Annotated in this window: 16 protein-coding genes; 8 read left to right on the top strand and 8 right to left on the bottom strand. The window is 68.8% G+C overall.

All coding sequences use genetic code 11. The features are described 5' to 3' along the window. The first annotated feature begins 4 nt into the window (after nucleotides 1-4). Nucleotides 5-1,270: an aromatic ring-hydroxylating oxygenase subunit alpha gene (locus L0C25_RS17910; protein WP_271633081.1), complete on the top strand. Its 1,266-nt coding sequence runs from the start codon at nucleotides 5-7 to the stop codon at nucleotides 1,268-1,270. Further along, nucleotides 1,267-2,337: a hybrid-cluster NAD(P)-dependent oxidoreductase gene (locus L0C25_RS17905; protein ID WP_271633080.1), complete on the top strand. Its 1,071-nt coding sequence runs from the start codon at nucleotides 1,267-1,269 to the stop codon at nucleotides 2,335-2,337. Before L0C25_RS17910 ends, L0C25_RS17905 begins: the two co-directional genes overlap by 4 nt. 90 nt (nucleotides 2,338-2,427) lie before the next feature. Here L0C25_RS17905 and L0C25_RS17900 read toward each other — a convergent pair whose 3' ends face one another. Further along, complete coding sequence (locus tag L0C25_RS17900; RefSeq protein ID WP_271633079.1) at nucleotides 2,428-4,611, bottom strand: MMPL family transporter; 2,184 nt, start codon at nucleotides 4,609-4,611, stop codon at nucleotides 2,428-2,430. Between the two features lie 164 nt (nucleotides 4,612-4,775). On the opposite strand from L0C25_RS17900, the gene sigJ reads away from it, so the two are divergent. Next, nucleotides 4,776-5,693 (top strand): RNA polymerase sigma factor SigJ, encoded by a 918-nt coding sequence (sigJ, locus tag L0C25_RS17895; RefSeq protein WP_271633077.1) that lies wholly within the window; start codon nucleotides 4,776-4,778, stop codon nucleotides 5,691-5,693. 123 nt (nucleotides 5,694-5,816) lie between these two features. Here the strand turns inward: sigJ and L0C25_RS17890 are convergent, their stop codons facing one another. Beyond that, nucleotides 5,817-6,518, bottom strand: a complete 702-nt coding sequence (locus L0C25_RS17890; protein ID WP_271633076.1) for an anti-sigma factor family protein — start codon at nucleotides 6,516-6,518, stop codon at nucleotides 5,817-5,819. Beyond that, entirely contained in the window at nucleotides 6,515-7,024 is a 510-nt protein-coding gene (locus L0C25_RS17885) for a sigma-70 family RNA polymerase sigma factor (RefSeq protein ID WP_271633075.1), read from the bottom strand. The genes L0C25_RS17890 and L0C25_RS17885 overlap by 4 nt, the downstream gene beginning before the upstream one ends. A 129-nt stretch (nucleotides 7,025-7,153) precedes the next feature. On the opposite strand from L0C25_RS17885, the gene L0C25_RS17880 reads away from it, so the two are divergent. The 3 genes from L0C25_RS17880 to L0C25_RS17870 all read left to right on the top strand — a co-directional run bounded on the left by L0C25_RS17880 (nucleotide 7,154) and on the right by L0C25_RS17870 (nucleotide 9,755). Further along, nucleotides 7,154-7,603, top strand: a complete 450-nt coding sequence (locus L0C25_RS17880; RefSeq protein ID WP_271633073.1) for a Rieske (2Fe-2S) protein — start codon at nucleotides 7,154-7,156, stop codon at nucleotides 7,601-7,603. A 9-nt stretch (nucleotides 7,604-7,612) separates the two neighbouring features. Further along, the gene (locus L0C25_RS17875) at nucleotides 7,613-8,200 is read left to right on the top strand and encodes a DUF2231 domain-containing protein (protein WP_271633072.1); all 588 of its coding nucleotides are present in this window, start codon (nucleotides 7,613-7,615) and stop codon (nucleotides 8,198-8,200) included. Nucleotides 8,201-8,474: 274 nt separating this feature from the next. Next, nucleotides 8,475-9,755: an ATP-binding protein gene (locus L0C25_RS17870; RefSeq protein WP_271633070.1), complete on the top strand. Its 1,281-nt coding sequence runs from the start codon at nucleotides 8,475-8,477 to the stop codon at nucleotides 9,753-9,755. A 21-nt stretch (nucleotides 9,756-9,776) separates the two neighbouring features. Here L0C25_RS17870 and cydC read toward each other — a convergent pair whose 3' ends face one another. Genes cydC through L0C25_RS17850 form a run of 4 tightly spaced genes read right to left on the bottom strand, consistent with a single transcriptional unit; the run spans nucleotide 9,777 to nucleotide 15,524 of the window. After that, nucleotides 9,777-11,420 (bottom strand): thiol reductant ABC exporter subunit CydC, encoded by a 1,644-nt coding sequence (cydC, locus tag L0C25_RS17865; protein WP_271633069.1) that lies wholly within the window; start codon nucleotides 11,418-11,420, stop codon nucleotides 9,777-9,779. After that, nucleotides 11,417-13,093, bottom strand: coding sequence for a thiol reductant ABC exporter subunit CydD (gene cydD, locus L0C25_RS17860; protein ID WP_271633068.1), 1,677 nt, complete (start codon nucleotides 13,091-13,093; stop codon nucleotides 11,417-11,419). The genes cydC and cydD overlap by 4 nt, the downstream gene beginning before the upstream one ends. A 10-nt stretch (nucleotides 13,094-13,103) precedes the next feature. Further along, a complete protein-coding gene (cydB, locus tag L0C25_RS17855; RefSeq protein ID WP_271633067.1) occupies nucleotides 13,104-14,099 on the bottom strand; it encodes a cytochrome d ubiquinol oxidase subunit II in 996 nt (331 codons plus the stop codon). 24 nt (nucleotides 14,100-14,123) lie between these two features. Further along, entirely contained in the window at nucleotides 14,124-15,524 is a 1,401-nt protein-coding gene (locus tag L0C25_RS17850) for a cytochrome ubiquinol oxidase subunit I (protein ID WP_271633066.1), read from the bottom strand. A 100-nt stretch (nucleotides 15,525-15,624) separates the two neighbouring features. Here L0C25_RS17850 and L0C25_RS17845 point away from each other — a divergent pair, with 100 nt between their 5' ends. After that, nucleotides 15,625-16,002, top strand: coding sequence for a BlaI/MecI/CopY family transcriptional regulator (locus tag L0C25_RS17845; protein WP_271633065.1), 378 nt, complete (start codon nucleotides 15,625-15,627; stop codon nucleotides 16,000-16,002). Beyond that, nucleotides 16,003-16,893, top strand: coding sequence for a M56 family metallopeptidase (locus L0C25_RS17840; protein ID WP_271633064.1), 891 nt, complete (start codon nucleotides 16,003-16,005; stop codon nucleotides 16,891-16,893). Between the two features lie 406 nt (nucleotides 16,894-17,299). Here L0C25_RS17840 and L0C25_RS17835 read toward each other — a convergent pair whose 3' ends face one another. Further along, the gene (locus L0C25_RS17835; RefSeq protein WP_271633062.1) at nucleotides 17,300-19,495 is read right to left on the bottom strand and encodes a sulfatase family protein; all 2,196 of its coding nucleotides are present in this window, start codon (nucleotides 19,493-19,495) and stop codon (nucleotides 17,300-17,302) included. Nucleotides 19,496-19,499: the final 4 nt, after the last annotated feature.

Below are 19,499 nucleotides of genomic sequence, written 5' to 3'. Positions count from 1 at the left end.
CGTCATGACCACGATCGCGGACACGACACCCGCCCCATCGCTCGAACGACTCGTGGAGCGCCGAATCCCTGGCAGAGCGCTCGAGGCGCCCTTCTACGCCGACGACGACGTCTTCGATCTCGACATCTCGGCGATCTTCACCCGGCATTGGCTGTTCGTCGCCAGTACGGCCGAGATACCCGAGCCCGGCGACTATCTGACGATCGACATCGGGCCCTACCCGATCCTCGTCATCCGCGACGACGACGGCGACGTACGCGCGCTGCACAACGTCTGCCGGCACCGCGGTTCGCGCGTACTCAGCGAGTCCAGCGGCTCGACCGGCAACCTGGTGTGCGGCTACCACCAGTGGACGTACGCGACGGACGGTCGGCTGCTGCACGCCGGACAGCAGGCGGCCGACTTCGACAAGACCTGTTACGCGCTGAAGACCGTGCACTGCCGAGTCGTCGGCGGGCTGATCTTCATCTGCCTCGCCGCAGATCCACCATCGGACTTCGACGACGTGGCAAGCCGTACGCTCCCCTACCTCGCGCCGCATCAGCTGCACCGCACCAAGGTCGCCGCGCAGCTCGACACCGTCGAGGACGCCAACTGGAAGCTGGTGATGGAGAACAACCGCGAGTGCTACCACTGCGAGGCCGGGCATCCCGAGCTGATGTACACGTTCTTCCCGACGTACGGGTACGCCGAGGACGAGATCCCGCCGCGCCTGATGCCGGCACATGCCCGCTACCTTCAGGCGCAGGCCGATCTCGAATCCGCCTGCACCGAGCGCGGCATGCCGTACGAAGAGATCGAGGAGATCGCCGGGCGGCCGTCCGCGTTCCGCATCCAACGCGAGCCGCTCGACGGCGCGGGCGAGTCGTACACGCTGGACGGCAGCGCCGCATGTCGCAAGCTGCTGGGTGACCTCGACATCACCCGCCTGGGCAGGCTGAGCCTGCACCACCAGCCGAACTCGTGGTTCCACTTCCTCGCCGACCACGCGGTCACGTCCATGGCGATCCCGCTCGGCCCCGAGCGCACCCTCGTACGCACGACCTGGCTGGTCCACGAGGACGCGGTCGAGGGCCGTGACTACGACGCCGACAACCTGACTGCGGTCTGGCGCCGTACGAACGAACAGGACGCCGAGCTCGTCGTACGCGCGCAGTCGGGGGTAAAGAGCCCCGTGTACGAGCCGGGCCCGTACGCGCCGAACGAGTATCAGGTCGACTCGTTCTGCACGTGGTACATCGACGAGACGCGGAAGTACCTGCGCTCATGACCGAGATGCTGACGCGGACCCCCGCCGCCCCGGACGTCGTCGGAGTCGACGAGATCGCTCAACCGCTCGCGTGTACGCGGATCGACGACATCACGCATGACATCAAGAGCTTCACGTTCGCATTGCCGCGCCCGCTCCGGTTTCAACCCGGGCAGTACGTGACCCTCACCGTCCACGTCGGGGGGCGACCGACCGAACGCTGCTACACGATCTCCTCGCCGCCGACCCGCCCCGACACGTTCACGATCACGGTCAAGCGGGTGCCCGGCGGACCGGTCTCGAACTGGCTGCACGACCACATCGCTGTCGGCGACACGATCGACGTACAAGGCCCGCTCGGGCAGTTCTCGACGGCGAACCATCCGGCGGCGCGCTATCTGTTCCTGTCGGCCGGAAGCGGCATCACTCCGCTGATGTCGATGACCCGCGCGATGTACGACCGGGGCGAGCCGGCCGACGTGGTGTTCGTACACAACGCGCGGAGCCCCCGCGACATCGTCTTCCGCCGGGAGCTCGAGACGATGGCAACCGAGCCGTTCCTGTCGGTCGCCGCGATCTGCGAGGAGGACGCGCCCGACGAGGCCTGGCCGGGACTCCGCGGACGCCTCACCCTGCCGACGCTGCTCCGACTCGCACCCGACCTGTACGAGCGCGAGATCCTCACCTGCGGACCGCCGCCGTACATGTCCGCCGTACGCGAGATGCTGCGTACCGCGGGCGTCGACCCGGCGCGCTGCCACGAGGAGAGCTTCGAGCTCGCGCCACCGAGTCGTACGCCCGCTGCGGCTCTCGACGACCCCCCGGTCGGCCATTCCGTCGAGCTCCGCCGCAGCGGGCGTACGGTCTCCTGTGACGGCGCGACGACGATCCTCGAGGCGGTGTCCCGCGCGGGTGTGGTCGTGCCGTCGTCTTGCGGTGAAGGCGTTTGCGGTACGTGCAAGAGCACGATGCTCGCCGGGCGGGTCGACATGCAGCACGCCGGCGGCATCCGTCCCCGCGAGATCGCGGACGGCAAGATCCTGCTCTGCTGCTCCACGCCGCTCGAGGATCTCGTGATCGACGCCTGACCCGCCCCGTGAGCCGGACGTTCGGCGAGGACACGCCGAGCGTGTCCCACTCAAACGTCCGGCTCACGGGGGCTGGGGTGCGCGCCACGGTCAGGCGCCGTGCCGTTCCAGCTCCACCTTCGGCAGCAGCCGGGCCAATGGTGCCGGCAGCCACCAGGCGCGGCGACCCATCAGCTCCATCGCCGCGGGCACGACCATGCAGCGGATGATGACCGCGTCGACGAAGATCGCCACCGCGAAGGCGAACCCCGTCTGCTGCAACAGCCTTTGCTCGCTGAGTACGAAGGACGCGAAGATGACCACCATGATCGACCCTGCCGCCGTGATGACCGCACCGGTGTGGGCCAGGCCCTCGCGTACAGCGTGCGAAGGGTCGCGGCCCTCGTCCTTCTCCCATTCCTCGTGCATTCGCGAGATCAGGAAGATCTCGTAGTCCATCGAGAGACCGAAGACGATAGCGAAGATCATCACCGGTACGTACGCCTCGATCGGCCCGCTCTCGAAGCCGAGCATGCCGTCCTGGAAGACCAGTTTCATCGCGCCGAGCGCTGCTCCGATGCTGAGGATGTTCAGGAGCGCGGCCTTCACCGGAATGAGGATCGACCGGAACACCGCCATCAGCAGCACCATCGAGAGCCCGACGACGATCGTCATGAACAGCGGCATCCGGTCGGCCAGCTTGGCGGCGTAGTCCTCGGATGCCGCCGTCGCCCCGCCGACGAGGTACTCCGCGCCGTTGCCCGCGGTCAGCCCCGGCAGCACGTCGTCGCGCAGGGTGCCGACGAGCTCCGTGGTCTCCGCATCCTGCGGTGAGGAGTCGGGATAGACGAGTACGGTCGCCGCCTCACCGTCCGGTGTGGGCATCGGATCCGTGGTGGCTGCGACGCCCGCTGTCTCGCCCAGCGTCTGCGCTGCCTCGGCGGCGGCATCTTCACCGCTGCCGTCACCGCCGTCGGTCACGACCAGCAGCGGACCGTTGAAGCCGGGTCCGAAGCCGTCGGCGAGCAGGTCGTACGCCTGCCGGCTGGTGGAGTCGGCCGGGTCGTTGCCAGCGTCATTGAATCCGAGTCGAATACTCAGCGCCGGGAAGGCGAGGGCACCGAGGATCACCGCCGCGGCAACCAGCGCGGCCAGCGGGCGCTTCTGCACTGCCCCCGCGAGTTTCCGCCACCCGTCGCCGTCCTCCCGTTTCCCCTTCGCCCTGCGCTTCTCCGCGCGCATGGTGAACTGGCGGGCGAAGCGGTTGCCGAAGATGCCGAGCAGCGCCGGCAGCAGGGTCAGTGAGGCGACCATCGTCATCAGCACGGTCAGCGCCACCGACAGCGCCATGCCTTGGATGGAGCCGAGGCCGAGGGCGGTGAGACCGAGCAGGGCGAGGATGACGGTACAGCCGGCGAAGAACACCGACCTACCCGCGGCGTCGATGGCCGTGACGGTGGCTCGTTCGGGTGCGACGCCACGTACGAGCTCGGCCCGGTAGCGGGCGAAGATGAGCAGTGCGTAGTCGATACCCACGCCGAGGCCGACGAGAAACATGACCGGTGGCGTCCAGGACGCGATCGTGAAGACGTGCGACGCCAGCACGATGACGCCGGCCGCCGAGCCGACCGCGAAGAGGGCGATCACGATGGGCAGTCCGGCGGCGATGAACGTGCCGAACATCAACACCAGGATCACCAGCGCGGCCACCAGGCCCACCGACTCGCCGGCGCCTGTGCCGCTCTCCGCCAGGAGCCTGACGGCGTCACCGCCCAGCTCGACCTGGAGCCCGTCGCCCTCGATCGCCTGCGCGGCGTCCAGGACGCGCTCGGTGTCCTCCGTCGGCATGTCGTTCGACGCGACCTCCAGTTGCACCGTGGCATAGGCGATCGTGCCGTCGTCGGCGACTGCGGTCGGGCTGTCGTACGGGCTCTGGACGTCCGCGACGTTGGGAAGGTCCGCGACCTCCGCGAGCATCGGATCGACGCGGTCCTGTACGCCGTCCACGCCGCCCTCGTCGTGCAAAACGATGTCGATGGTGTCTCCGGCGCGGCCTGCACCGTGGTCCTCCAGCAGGTCGGCGGCCGCCTGTGACTCGGTGCCGGGAAGCGAGTTCTCGTCCTTGTACGCGTCCCCGACGGCCGTGGCGGAGCCCCATACGCCGGCGAGAACCGCGACCCACAGGATCAGGGCGAGCCACCTGCGGCGGTGCGCGAAGCCCCCTATGCGGGCGAATATCCCCAGTTGTGAAGGCGGTTGAGTGCCTTCGTCCTTGTTTGTCTCGGTGAGCGTCATGATCTCTTCCCCGTGGGATCGGCGAACATCCCCGGCTTGCCGGGCTGATGACCTAGGGACTACGTAGCCGCCCCGAATGTGACATCACCGCCCGGTCGACGGCGCCGATGTCACACTTCGACCGCCCATCCAGTCATCACTGCATGGAACACACGGAGCGACATATGCGCGACGCCGAACACCAGCTGGCACGGTCCTTCGAGGACAACCGCCCCCGGCTGCTGCGGCTCGCGTACACGATGACGGGTTCGTTGGTCGACGCGGAGGACTGCGTACAGGAGGCGTGGCTTCGGCTGCGCGGGGTCGAAGACCCCGCCGGTATCCGCGACCTCACTGCCTGGCTGACGACGACCGTGAGCCGGCTGGCGTTGGACGCCCTCGGCAGCGCGCGTGCACGACGCGAACGCTACGTCGGTACCTGGTTACCGGAGCCGCTCGTCGAGTCCGGCGTACAGGACCCGGCCGATCGAATCACGCTGGACGAGTCGGTGAGCATGGCCCTGCTCGTCGTGTTGGAACGGCTCTCTCCCGCCGAGCGCACCGCGTTCGTGCTGCACGACGTCTTCAGCGTCCCGTTTCCCGAGATCGCCGATCTCGTCGGCCGCACGCCCGCGGCCGTACGCCAACTCGCGTCGCGGGGCCGACGACGAGTTCAGGACGAAGGACCACAGGCGCCTGCGACCGAGGCCGAACAGCGTGAGCTCGTGCACGCGTTCACGGCCGCGTGCCAGGACGGCGACCTCCCCGGGCTGATCGCACTGCTCGACCCGAACGTCGTGCTACGCGGCGACGGCGGCGGCAAGGTTGCAACGCTCGAGCACGAGGTACGCGACGCGACTCGGATCGCTCCGATGATGCTCGCCCGCGCGAAGGCAGTTGGCCCGATGGAATTCGTGCCCGCCACCGTCAACGGGGCCCTCGGGCTCGTGATCCGGGGCGGTGACCCCGACCCATCCCGGTCAGCGGTCCGCGCGTCCGACGGACTCTCGGTCCTGGCCTTCACGGTCGACAACGGGCTGATCACCGCGATCGACGTGGTGCGAAACCCCGACAAGCTCGCCGCGGTCCCGCCCCTCGGGTGAGCTCCGCGTACGCTGCGCCGAGGTACGGATTCCCGCCAATAGACGCGCCGCTATTGGCAGGAATCCGTACCTCGGCGGCACGTCAGGCGGAGGTTCTCGGGCGAGGTCGACCCGGCGGCGCCGTCAGGGTTTTGCGCGCAGCAGGCTCGTACCGTCGGCGGTGACGATGTCGATCGAGGCGATCTCCGCGGGCGCCAGGTCGGTACTGCCGGTGAGCGCGACGTCCTGGCCGGGCCGCACCTTCCAGACCGCGACCTGTTCGCGTACGCCGCTCTCGTCGGCGACCATCAGCCGGTACGAACGCTCCTCGTAGCCGTTGCCCGCGTCGTACGTGCAGTCGATGTCGATTCGCGTACCCCAGTCGACGGCGTTCAGGTCGCCGCTCGCGTGGACGGGGCTCTCGACGACGGGCTCGAACGCCAGCTCCGACTCGTTGACGCCTGCGGCGCCGCCGGATCCGCCGTCGTCCGGGTCTTCTGAGACGGTGACGACGACCGCCAGCACGACGACGAGCGCCGCTGCCGCGCACGCGACGAGCCCGCGTACGGCCCAGGTACGCCGGCGGCGTTCGTGGTCGCGGATCGCCAGCAGCCGGGGCAGCAGCGTGTCGGGCAGCGGCGGTGCGGGCCATTCGTCCGCGAGCGGGTTCGCGTGCGCCATGATGCCCGGCATGCCGGCCAGCTCGCGTACGGACTGTGCGCACCGGTCACATGTCTGCAGGTGTCGCTCGAAGTCGCGACGGTCGCCCGGCGCGAGTGCGCCGAGGACGTACGCCGCGTCGTACTGCTCGAACGGGTCGCCCACCTGCTCGTACGGGGTGGTCACGACGTCACCCCCATCTCGGCGAGTACGAGGCGCAGCGCCCGTAGCGCATAGTGCGTGCGCGACTTGACCGTGCCTTCCGGGATTCCGAGGTGCTCCGCGGCCACCCGGGTCGACTGGCCGCGGTAGTAGCACTCCAGCAGTACGGCGCGGTGGTCGGCGCTGAGACGACCGAGTGCCTCCTCGACGAGCCACCCGTCGAGCAGCCCGTCGGTGTTGTCGGGCGTCGCGCGTTCGGGTACGTCTGCCTCGACCACCTCTCGCCTCCGTGACGACTTTCGCCAGCCGTCGATCATGACGCGGTGCGCGACCGAGTACAGCCATGCCCGCGGTGACCCCTGCTCGGGGTCGAGGGTGTCGATGTGACGCCAGGCGCGCAGCAGCGTCTCCTGCACGACGTCCTCGGCCGCGGCGGCGTCGCCGCGCGTACCGCGAAGCGCGAACGCCCACAGCGCCGCTCCGTACTCGTCGTGCAGGGTCCGCAGCATCTCGGCCTGCGCGTCTGGCATGGGCACCCTCCACCACTGTCTACGACGCCGGCCCCGATCTGGTTCGATTCGAGGAGATCTTGTTACCCATTGAACTATCCACCGGCGTGTCACGTAGTCACGGGCGTCCCCCAGCGGAGAGGAAGGCACATGACCGGCAGTCATCCCATCACCCGGCGCACCGCCATCGGCGTAGGAGGAGGTGCCATCGGGGCGGCCGTGCTCGCCGCCTGCGGCGGAGACTCCGACGACGACTCGGGAGCGGGCTCGGGTGGTTCGACGACCAGCGACTCACCGAAGCCGAAGTCCGGCGCCGCCATCGCCAAGGTCGCAGACGTACCCGTCGGCGGGTCGGCGCAGGCCGATGTCGACGGCGAGACGGTCCTGCTGTCGCAGCCCGAGAAGGGCACGATCATGGCGTTCAGCTCCGTGTGTACGCACCAGGGCTGCGCGGTGAAGCCGGACGGCGCCGACCTGCACTGCCCGTGCCACGACTCGATCTACGACGCGGCGACCGGCGAGGTCAAGTCCGGACCGGCCCCCGATCCGCTGCCGAAGGTGTCGGTCAAGGTCGACGGCGACGAGATCGTCGCGACGTAAGGAGCGGTCATGGGACCCGTCGAGATCAACGGACTTCCGGCGCACGTTCTGCTCGTGCATCTCACCATCGTGCTGATTCCGGCTGCGGCTGCGTGTGTCGTGCTGTCGGCGTGGTGGCCGCGTGCCCGACGCTGGCTCGGCGTACTCACCCCCCTCGCCTGCCTCGCGGCACTCGCGATGGTGCCGATCACCACCAACGCCGGCGAGTGGCTCGAGGAGCGGCTGGGCGGCGAGGCACCGCTCATCGAGCGGCACGAGGAGCTCGGCAAGCTGATGCTGTGGTGGGCGATCGCGCTCGCGGTCGTCGGCGTCGTGCAGTGGGCGTGGCACCGGTGGTACGCGCGCGGCTCCGCCGGCGCACGCGTGGACCGGCAGAACGAGCTGGTCGGCGCCCGAGCATCGTCCGGGCCGGGCGGCGACCAGGTCGAGTTCGGCAACGGTGCGGGGCGTACGTCTGCGGCCGGGCGGGCGACGATCGTCGGCGTCGTGATCGGGCTGATCGCGACTGCGGTCGCCGTCGGCTCGGTCGTCCACCTGGTTCGCGTCGGTGAGTCGGGTTCGCGCGCGGTGTGGGAGGGCTCGTACTCGACGGAGTGAGGCCGGTCCGGCCCACACGCACCCCGCCCGTCGGATGTTTACCATGTTTACATGGTAAACATCCACTGTGCGCGGCGAAGACCCCATGCGAAGCGGACGTGCGCCACGTAAAGCACCCCAACGGCCAGACTCCCGGCCCGCGATCGGGAAGCCGACGGAACCACTTCGCTTCATACCCGACCATCCTGACATATTCGAACCGACTATTCCCGCATAATAGCTGCGACAAAACTGATACATTAGCCTCGACCATCCTGACATTGGGGGTTGTGGCATGACAGTCGAAGGCGAGCGCCGGGTGATCGACCGGCACCTGTGGCCGGTCGTCACGCAGCGGCACGCTTCCGTGCCCGTACTGGTTCTCAACGGGCCGCGCACGGTTGGCAAGAGCACGCTACTGGCCGCGTGCGCTAAGGCCCACGACGTCCTCGTGACCGACCTCGATGACCTGCCGACCAGGCGCTCGGTATCGGACGACCCGAGCTACTTCGCGGCCAGCCCGAGCCGGCCGGTGTGCATCGATGAGTATCAGTACGTCCCGCCCCTTCTCGACGCCATCAAGGCCGAACTCAATCAAGACACCAGACCGGGCAGATATGTCCTCACCGGATCGACCCGTTATGACTCGCTCCCCCGAGTGAGCCAATCGCTGGCGGGGCGCGCTCACGTCATGACGTTGTGGCCGCTGTCGCAGGGCGAGCTCACGGGCCGCAAGGAAACCTTCCTCGACATGCTGTTGTCCGATGCACGGGACCTCATGTCCCATGAGCCATCGACAACGTCGCGCGAAGCGTACGAGGAAGCAGTGCTCGCCGGCGGCTTCCCGATGCCTCGCCTACTCAAGGAGGCCGCCGACAAGCGGCGATGGTTCTATGACTATGTCAACACGGTGATAGATCGCGACGCCCTCGAGATCAGGAGGGTTCGACAGCGACGAGTGCTACCACTCGTCCTCCGGCATCTTGCCGCCAGGACCGCGAGCATCATGCAGGCTACCGACATCGCCCGACGAGTCGAACTGGACGCCCGACTGGTGGCCGACTACGTGACGTTGCTCGAGTCCGTATTCCTGGTTCACCGCATCGACGCCTTCGGACGGACATTGTCCGCGAGAGTGGGCAAAGCCCCCAAGCTCCACATGGTCGACACCGGCCTGGCGGGCCAGTTGCTCGGAGTCACACCTCACAAACTCGCTTCACGCGACCCGTCGACCCTGACAGAGTTCGGCCATCTGGTCGAGACGTTCGCGGTCAACGAGCTGGTGAAGCAGTCGGGATGGGCAGAGGCGCACGTCGACCTCAGTCATTTCCGGACGAAGGACCAACATGAGGTCGATCTTGTCGTCGAGTCCGATGACGGAAGGATCGCCGGCATCGAGGTCAAGGCCAAGGGTTCCGTGACCGACAAGGACTTCCGCGGGCTCAAGCTGCTTCGGGACAGGCTGGGCACGAGCTTCGTAGCCGGTGTCGTTGTCAACCTCGGCACGCGCTCGTACCGATATGACGAGCGGTTGTACGTCGTGCCACTCGATCGGCTCTGGATGCCGGCACCGTGATCGGTCCGAATGGGTTAGACGTCATCGGGCCGGAACATGCTCAGTCGCGGACTTCTCAGCACTCGCTTCGCCGATTCGTACAGACCTTGCGGCGCGCGGCACTGCCGACCCGAGCGGACGGTGGGTGATCAGCAGGATCGAACGCTCGGGCGCCAGCGCGAGCAGATCGGCCAGCAGCGCGTCGCCCGCCTCCTCGTCGAGCTGCTCGGTGGGCTCGTCCAGGATCAACACCCGATGGTCGCCGAGCAGCAGCCGCGCAAGCCCGAGACGCTGCCGCTCGCCGCCCGACAGCCGCGCACCGTTCTCCCCCACGGCCGTATCCAGCTGCGCCGGCAGCCCGCGTACGAAGTGGCCGAGCCCGGCCCGGTCGAGCGCCTCCCACAACGCCGCTTCGGACGCGTCGGGCCGCGCGATGCGAAGGTTCTCGCGGATCGACGTGTCGAAGACGTGCTCGTCCTGGCCGAGCATTCCGACCACGCCGCGTACCTCGTCGCCGGTCAGTGACGCAAGGTCGATGCCGCCGAGCGTCACCTGACCCGCCGTCGGCGTCAGGAACTTCAGCAGGACCGCGGCGAGCGTCGACTTGCCGCAGCCGCTCGGGCCCGTCACGGTGGCGACCGCACCCTCCGGGAGCGTCAAGGAAACGGCATGCAGCACCTCGGGCCCGCCGGGCCACGCCGCGGACAGCCCGTGCACCTCGATCCCGTACCCGTCGGGCGATCCGCTCCCCTGTGGCGGGTCGGCGACGGGTACGGGAGCGCGCCCGAGCTGGTCGAGACGGTTCCGTGCACCCGCGACGCGGGCGCGGGTGTGGCTCATCGCGGGAATCGCATCGAGCGGATCCAGCAGCGCGACCGGCGCCAGGGCGACGACGGCCAGCAGCACCGGCGTCAGTGATCCGTCTGCGACAGCCGGGATACCGAGCCAGAGCATCGCGGCCACCGCGATGCCGAGCGCGGCGAACACCAGCGCCGAGCCGAGCCCTTCGAGCCATGCGGTACGCCGCTCGGCGCGCCGCAGTCGTGCGTCGATCTCGCCGATCCGCTCGCGTACCAGCGAGGTGGCGTCGTACGCCACGAGGTCGGGCGCGGCATGCACGGCCTCCGCTGCCGCGGCAGCCAGATCGCCCCGCAGCGGCGCAACCTGCGACTGGACTCGCTCGCCCGCCGCCCGGACCAGAGCGGGTACGCCGACGACCACGATTGTGACGGCGACCGCCAATGCCAGTCCGGCCGTGGGGAGCACGATGCCGACGAGCACTGTCGTACCCGCCGCCGCCGTCGCGGTGACGAGCCACGGCAGGCGTACGCGCAGGATCGAGTCCTGCAGGGCGTCGACGTCGCCGACGACCCGAGAGACGAGGTCGCCGCGCCGACGGTCGCCGAGCCCGGCCGGAGCGCGCCGCTCGATCTGCTCGTACACATCGGCTCGTATCCGTGTGAGGGTCCGCAGCACGCCGTCGTGGGTGAGGAGGCGTTCGGCGTAGCGTAGCCCGCCGCGGGCGATTCCGAACGCTCGTACGGCGACGATGGCGACCATCAGGTAGAGCACCGGTGGCTGCTCGGCCGCACGCGAGAGCAGCCAGCCCGACGTGAGCAGCAGGCCGATCATGGACCAGGTCGAGAGCACGCCGAGCACGGCGCCGACGGTGAGCTGACGGTTCATACCCGCACCACCGTGCGTCCCACGTGCTCGACCCGGTCTGCGGCGCCGATCAGGGCAGGTCGGTGAGCGACCATGAGCGTCGTGACGTGTTCGCGCCGGATCGCCTCGATCACCGTACGTTCGGCGTCGGCATCGAGACCGGCGGTCGGCTCGTCGAGCAGAAGGATGTCGGCGCCGTTGCGTACCCGAAGCAGCGCGCGGGCGATCGCAACCCGCCGGCGCTCGCCCGCCGACAGGTTCGCGCCCCGTTCGGTGACCTCCCGGTCGAGCGCGAGCGTGCAGGCGGCGGCGTCGTCGAGCGCATGGCGTACGTCGACGTCGGTCGCTGCTGTCGTGAGCCGCACGTTGTCCGCGACCGTGCCGGCGATGAGTGCCGGATGCTGCGGCACCCACGCGATGCGTCCGCGCAGCCTCGACGGGTCGGGTACGGGCACGCCGTCGACCACGATCTCCCCGGACTCGGCGCGGACGAACCCGAGAAGCACCCCGAGCATCGTGGACTTGCCGCACCCGGACGGCCCGACCAGCGCGACGACCTCGCCCGGTTCGACCGTCAGATCGGTCGGCGGGAGTGCGTCGCTGTCGCGGTCGGGGTAGCGGACGCCGATTCCGCGCAGGTCGAGGTGCGGGCCGCTTTGGGGTCTATGTGGCATCGGTTGAGACCTATTGGACCGATGCCACATGGACCCCAAGTTCGGGCGCCCGCCCCCGGGCACCCCGTCGAGCAGCGTGAAGGCGTCCCGAGCGGCTGTGGCGCCCTCCGCGCTGTCGTGGAAGTGCGCACCCACCTGGCGTACGGGTAGGAACGCCTCGGGCGCCAGCAGCAGTACGAACAACGCCGTCTGCAGTGACAATGCGCCGTCGAGCACCCGCAGCCCCACTCCGACGGCGACCAGGGCGACCGAGATCGTCGCGCACAGCTCGAGTACGAACGACGACAGGAACGCCAACCGCAGCGCCCGCATCGTCTCGACCCGGTGCTGCTCGCCCGTCGTACGCAACCCGTCGGCCTGCCGCGTGGAGCGGCCGAAGACCTTCAGCACGGTGAGGCCGTCGAGCACATCGGCGAAGTGGTGGGTCAGGCGCTTCAGGGCCTCCCAGCGCCGTTCGGTGCGATCGCGGGTGAGCCACCCGACGAGCACCATGAACACCACGATCAGCGGCAGGGTGACCATCACGGTCACCGCAGCGAGCACGTCTGCCCACAGCATCGCCGCGCAGACGGTCGCCGGCACCGTGAGCGCGAGCACCAGCTGTGGCAGGTACTTCGAGAAGTACGCGTCGAGCGAGTCCAAGCCGTGACCGAGCAGGGCGATCACGTGCCCCGACTCGTACGCGGGCCGCGACCGATCCGACAGCAGCGCCTCGACGACCTCGCGCCGCAAGCCCGACTTGACCGCCGAAGCCGCGCGCACGGCGGCGACCCGGTGGCCCCAGCCGATCAGCGCCCTCCCGGCGAAGCACGCGGCGACGCCGAGTACCGCGGCAGCGAGCGCACCCGACCAGCCGTCGCCGTCGAAGCCCTGCGCAACGGCGACGGACATGAGCCACGCCTGCGCGACGATCAGCCCGGCGGCGACCGTACCGAGCGCGACCGCGACCGCGAGATGGCGGCGCACCGGGGCCGACCGTCGTACGAGCTCGGGATCAAGTGCCCCACCCGCTGGTTTCATCGCAAGCCCCTCACGCCGGAATGTTCTCGGTGCCGATGCGCTTGCGGAACACCCAGTACGACCACCCCTGGTACAGCAGCACGAGCGGCACGAAGACGACGGCCGACCAGGTCATGATCCGCAGCGTGTACGGCGTTGCCGAGGCGTTGTCGGTCGTGAGCGAGTACGCGGAGTCGAGCGACGACGTCATGACGTCGGGGAACAACGCGACGAACAGCATCACCACCACCAGCCCGATCGTCACGGCTGTGCCGGCGAACGCCCAGCCGTCACGCTCACGCATCGCCGCGAGCAGACCGAGTACGAGTGCCACGGCCGCCGCAACGGCGAACGGCGCCGTACGTGCCGCATCGGAGTCGACGACAGTCCAGGCCATGAAGGCGCCACCGACCAGGACGGCGAGAGCTCCGACGCGGATACCCGCACGGTTGGCCCGCGCCCGCACGTCACCGGTGGTCTTCAGCGCGATGAACACGGCACCGTGGGTCATGAACAACGTCAGCGTCGCGAGCCCGCCGAGCAGCGCGTACGGGTTGAGCAGGTCGAACAGCGTGCCGACGTACTCGTGGTCGGCGTCGATCGGGACGCCGCGGACGATGTTGGCGAGCGCGACGCCCCAGAGCACCGCGGGTACGAGCGAGCCGCCGACGATGCACCAGTCCCACCGCCGCCGCCACGCCGGGTCGTCGCGTTTGCCTCGGTACTCCAGCGCGGTGGCACGCAGGATCAGCGCGACGAGAATGGCGAACAAGGGCAGGTAGAAGCCCGAGAACAGCGTCGCGTACCACTCCGGGAACGCGGCGAACATGGCGCCGCCGGCGACGATGACCCATACCTCGTTGCCGTCCCAGACGGGGCCGATCGTGTTGAGTACGACGCGGCGCTCGTTGTCGTTGCGGCCGAGGATCGCCATCCATATCCCAACCCCGAAGTCGAACCCCTCGAGCACGAGGTAGCCGACCCAGAGGAACGCGATGGCGCAGAACCAGATCGTGGTGAGTTCCATTGCAGTCTCCTCCGTTGGTCCCGGTCAGTACGCGAAGGTCATCGGGGCGTCGTCGCCGTCGGCGGGCTCGACCGGCGTGACGTCAGGGAGCCCTTCACGGATGTACGTCAGCAGCAGCCGGATCTCGATCACGGCGAGCACCGTGTACACCAGGCTGAAGCCGATGAGCGAGGTCGTCACCTCGGCGCCGGTCGTACCCGGAGAAACCCCCGAGGCGGTCGGCAAGAGCCCGAACACCAACCAGGGTTGACGTCCCATCTCGGTGAAGATCCACCCGAACGCGTTGGCGGCGATCGGCAGGAACGGCAGCGCGATCGCCGACCACACCAGCCATCGCGACGTCGGCGTACGACCGCGCCGGATCGACCAGAGCATGATCGCCGCGATCAGCGCGGCCAGCCCGCCGGCCGTGATCATCGCCCGGAACGTCCAGTAGGTGACCGGGATGTTCGGGCTGTAGTCGCCGGGTCCGTACGCCTGCTCGTACTCCCGCTGCAGGGAGTTGATGCCGCGGACCTCGCCGTTCAGATCGCCGGTGCCGAGGAACGACAGCAGGTGTGGCAGCTTGATCGAGTAGACCTCCTCCGAGCCGTCCAGCGTGCCGATCGTGAGCACCGAGAACGACGCGGGCTGCTCGTCCTCGTACAGCGCCTCGGCCGCGGCCATCTTCATCGGCTGCACCTCGGTCATCACCTTGCCCTGGGTGTCACCGGTGACGGCGGTGCCGATGCCGGCGACGATCACGGTGATGGCACCGACCTTCAGTGCCGTCCGGAACGCGTCGCTATCGACGTCCGGGCGGCGCACCAGGTGCCACATCGCAACCGCCGCGATGAAGGCGCCGCCGACCATGAAGGCGGCGAAGATCGTGTGCGGCAGCGTGATCAGTACGACCTTGTTGGTCAGCACGGCGACGAAGTCGGTCAGCTCGGCTCGGCCGCGTTGCTCGTCGATCGTGTAGCCGACCGGGTTCTGCATGAACGAGTTGGCGGCGAGGATGAAGTACGCCGAGAGCACGGTGCCGATCGCGGCGATCCAGATGCACGCGAGGTGGATGCGTTTGGGCAGCCGGTCCCAACCGAAGATCCACAGGCCGAGGAACGTCGACTCGAGGAAGAACGCCAGCAGGCCCTCGAGTGCGAGCGGTGCACCGAAGATGTCGCCGACGAAGCGGGAGTAGTCGCTCCAGTTCATCCCGAACTGGAACTCCTGCACTATGCCGGTCACGATGCCCATCGCGAAGTTGATCAGGAACAACTTGCCGAAGAACTTCGTGAGCTTCAGATAGCGCTCGTGATCGGTACGTACCCATGCCGTCTGCAGACCCGCGACGAGGCACGCGAGGCTGATGGTCAGCGGGACGAAGAGGTAGTGATAGACGGTGGTGGCGCCGAACTGCAGCCGCGCCAGATCCAGGACTTCCATGCCACGCTCCCCATCTACTACGACGTGTCGTACTCACACCATAGACCCCTCCCGCAGGGCCCGCGCGGCGAGGTACTACGGCGCGTCGTAGTATCGAGGTGTGGCACAACTCGGAGAGCTCGAACGCGAGGTCATGGACCGCCTCTGGGCGGCCGGCGAGCGCTTGACGGTGCGCGACGTGCACGACCAGCTGAGCGCAGAGCGACCGCTGGCGTACACGACGGTGATGACGGTTCTCGACCGGCTGACACGCAAAGACATGGTGGTCCGCACCCAGCGCGGGCGCGCCTACCTGTACGCGCCCGCGAACAGTCGCGACGAGCTGACCGCCGAGCTGCTCAACGAGGTGCTCGACGGTGCGGGCGGCGACCGGACGGCGGCGCTCGTGCACTTCGCCGAGACCGTGTCGGCCGATGAGGCCGACGCCCTGCGCACGGCACTCGCCCGGATAGAGGCGCAGCACGAGGACACGACCTAGATGACTCCACTCCTGCTGGGCGTCATCGGGCTGCTGCTGGCGCATCCCGTGCCGGCCGCGCTCGGGCTGATGCGGTGGCCGTACCGGGTGCCGCGCGCGGCGATCGTGCTGTGGCAGGCGATGGCGCTCGCGGCCGTGCTCGCGGTGCTCGGCGCCGGGCTGTCGACGGCGCTCTGGCTGGTCAGCCCGCCCGACGGCGAGCTCGTGCGGTGGCGCGTCGTGGCGCACTTCCTGGTGCTGGCGCTCACGGCGTTCGTCGTCGTACGCCTGTGCTGGTCGACGTGGAATGTGGCACGCGAGACCCGCGAACGCCGGCGCCGGCAACGCGAGCTCGTCGACGTGCTCGCGCGGGCCGACGTCGCCGCACCCGGGGCGCGGGTGCTCGCAGAACGCACGCCGATCGCGTACTGCGTTCCGGCGCATCGCAACTCACGGGTCGTGGTGTCGTCCGGGACGCTCGCCGAGCTCGACGAGGACGAGCTCGCCGCCGTACTCGCCCATGAACGCGCGCACGTACGAAACCGGCACGACCTCGTGCTGGAGGCCTTCACGGCGTTGCGTCACGCGTTCCCGTTGGTGCCGCGTGGCGACGCGCCCCTCCACCAGAGTCGGGTGATGATCGAACTGCTCGCCGACGACCGGGCACGCCGCGAGCATGGGACGCTCCCGCTCGCGCGGGCGCTGGTGAAGCTGGCGGATCGACCGGCGCCACTCGGCGCACTCGGTGCGGGATCGGCCGCACAACTGCGGCTGGAGCGATTGTCGGCGCAGCCGCGTACGCACGTCATCGAGGCGGCGTGCGCGTACGCCCTGGCGGCGGGCGTCCTGGTCGGCCCGACCGTCAGTCTTGCCGTGCCGTGGATCGCTCATGCATGGAGCGCAGTGATCTGAGCGTTCCACGATCGTCGACGCGTCTCACTCCGAGACGCTCGGCAAGCTTCGCACCGAAGCCCGAGCGCAGGCCCGGCTCATCGGACTGCGTCGACGCCACGACGGCGAACAATGCACCGGCGCCAGCGACGATCACCACCATCACCGCAACTATGACAACCACAACTACTCCCCGAACTGCTCCCACTGTTACCAACCCGACCCGAACGTCGCATTCACCCGAGTCAACTGCCGCGAACCCCGGGCGACTTTCGGCTCGACTGGTAACAAACCCCGACGGGACCGTGGCCCCGGTACGCTACGCGCTTGCTCAGCATCTCACAGCATCGCCGCCCACGCCCCCGCATTCGAACATCGTCCCAACAAGCGGACCCGCGGTGACCGTCGAGCCGACAACCGAGGACGCTCAGCGATCGCCGTCCGGCTTGTCGTCGCCGTTGCTCTTCGGCTTGCCGTCGTCCTTGTCCTTCGGCTTGCCGTCGTCCTTGTCCTTCGGCTTGCCGTTCGCGCCACCGTGGTGGTCACCACTGTCGTCGGACTCGTTCTTCGGCGGACTCGCATCATCGTCGGGGTTGTCGTTCAGGCTCGACGGCAGCGGTACGCGGCACTCGGCACCCAGGCAGGCGTGCAGTCGCTCGAGCAGCGCATTGAGATCGTCGCGGATCTGGTTGAAGCGGCTGTCGTCGACGACGCTGTCGACCTCACCGGGGTCGCTGCGCAGGTCGTAGAGCTCTGGCTCCCGTCGACTCGTCTCGGTGAACAGGAAACCGGGTGCGCGGATGCCGTGCATCCGCGAGCTCCTCGACCCTTCGTTCGGGTCCTTGCCGAACGTATTGCCGTCGAGATCCATCAGGGTCGGTACGGTCGCCGGTCCGGTCTCGGTGACGATCGCACGCGACCAGCCGCGGTCGCCGCCCTGCGCGACGTCGAGCATCGACTGACCGTCGATGGGCGGCGAGCGATCGGTCGACAGCCCGGCCATCCGCAGGATCGTGGGCGCGAAGTCGGTGGAGAGGAACGGATCCTGGCGCGTCTCGCTTGCGGGGATGCCCGGCCCGCGTACCAGTGTCGGCGTGCGCAGTGACGGCTCGTACGGCAGCGTCTTGCCCTGCCGCATCCGGTGCTCGCCGAGGAAGTAGCCGTTGTCGGAGGTGAAGATGACGTAGGTGTTGTCGAGCTCCTGCGCCGCCTTGAGCCGGCGGACGACCCGGCCGACGGCACGATCGAGCAGGCCGAGGCTCTCGGCCCGCTGACGCGCAAGGTTGCGGACGCCGTCGCGCTCGCTCTGGCTCATGCCCGGAAGGCGCTGCATGAACTTCGGCTTGTCGGTCATGTCGGACTCGCCGCCCGCACCGGGCGCCAGCGGAATGTCGTCGTCCCAGAGGCCGCGGACCGGCTCCGGTCGGGCCGGCGTCTTGATCCGGTAGTCGTGTCCCTCGAGGTCGGTGACCTCTTTCGGGTCGTCGTCCTCCCCCGGCGCACCGTGATGCGGCGCCGTGAACGAGAGGTACATGAAGTACGGATGGTCCGATCTCGCCCGCTTGCGTACCTCTGCGGACGCAATCTGCTTGTACGCGTTGGTCTGGTACGTGCCGGCGAGCGACTGGATCCGGCCGTTGTTGTTCAGGTGCGTGCCGCGGTAGTTGTACGTGCCCTTGCTGTCGATCGACGCGCGCCAGTCGTCCCAGCCCGGCGGAATGTAGCGCACCGACGAGCCGCCACCCGGCGCCGGCATGTCGCCCTTGCCGTAGCCGTTGATGTACTTGCCGAGCATGAACGTGCGGTAGCCGCCCTGCTGCAGCCACACCGGCAGCGTGTCCTTGTCGCGGAACGCGCTGAACCCGTACGGCGGCTTCACGCTCCACACCCCGTGGTTGTGGGGGTACTGGCCGGTGAGGAATGACGCGCGCGCCGGCGCGCACAGCGGGAGCGGGGCGAAGGAGTTCTCGAACCGTACGCCGGCATCGCCGATCCAGCGGCGCGTCTGGTTCATCCAGGGCCCGCCGTACTCGTCGTCGCGCATGTCGTCGGACATGATCACGACGACGTTCGGCTTCTCCGTACGCGAGACGTACCCGGCCGCCGCGCTCGACGTCGGGCCGCCTTCGGGGTGGGTGGTCGCCTTCGCGCGTACCTTGTCGGCGCCGCTGTCGAAGCACGAACGGGGAACGACGACGAGCGTCTCGCTGCCCTCGTCGGCCGCGCTCGCGTGCACACCGGAACACTTCCACTTGGCGCCGCCGGCCCGGCTCACCTCTGCCGCGCCGTCGCCCTTGTCGACACTGACCCGATACGGGTACGTCTTGTCGCCGTCGACGCCGATCTTGACGTCCGTGCGACCGTCCCAGTACGCGCCGGCGTGCTGGGACCGGATGGCGACGAAGTCGGCGACGTTCTCGACCGAGAGGTTGCGCAGAGTCGCCGCACCACCACGACGGGCGAACGCGGCCGGCGTAGTGCTGTCGCCGGTCGAGGCATCCGGGGCGGCACGCCCTCCGTCACCGGCGGGCGATGCCACGGAGGAGGGCAGACCGGCCGCGAGCACCGCGACGCACGCGGCGCCGACCGGCACCGCGAGGCGCGCACTCGACCGTGGTAACACCCGG

The organism is Solicola gregarius, from assembly GCF_025790165.1.
Classification (GTDB): domain Bacteria; phylum Actinomycetota; class Actinomycetes; order Propionibacteriales; family Nocardioidaceae; genus Solicola; species Solicola gregarius.
The sequence above is the reverse complement of the archived record's forward strand: the minus strand, read 5'-3'. Positions and strand labels throughout refer to the sequence as shown.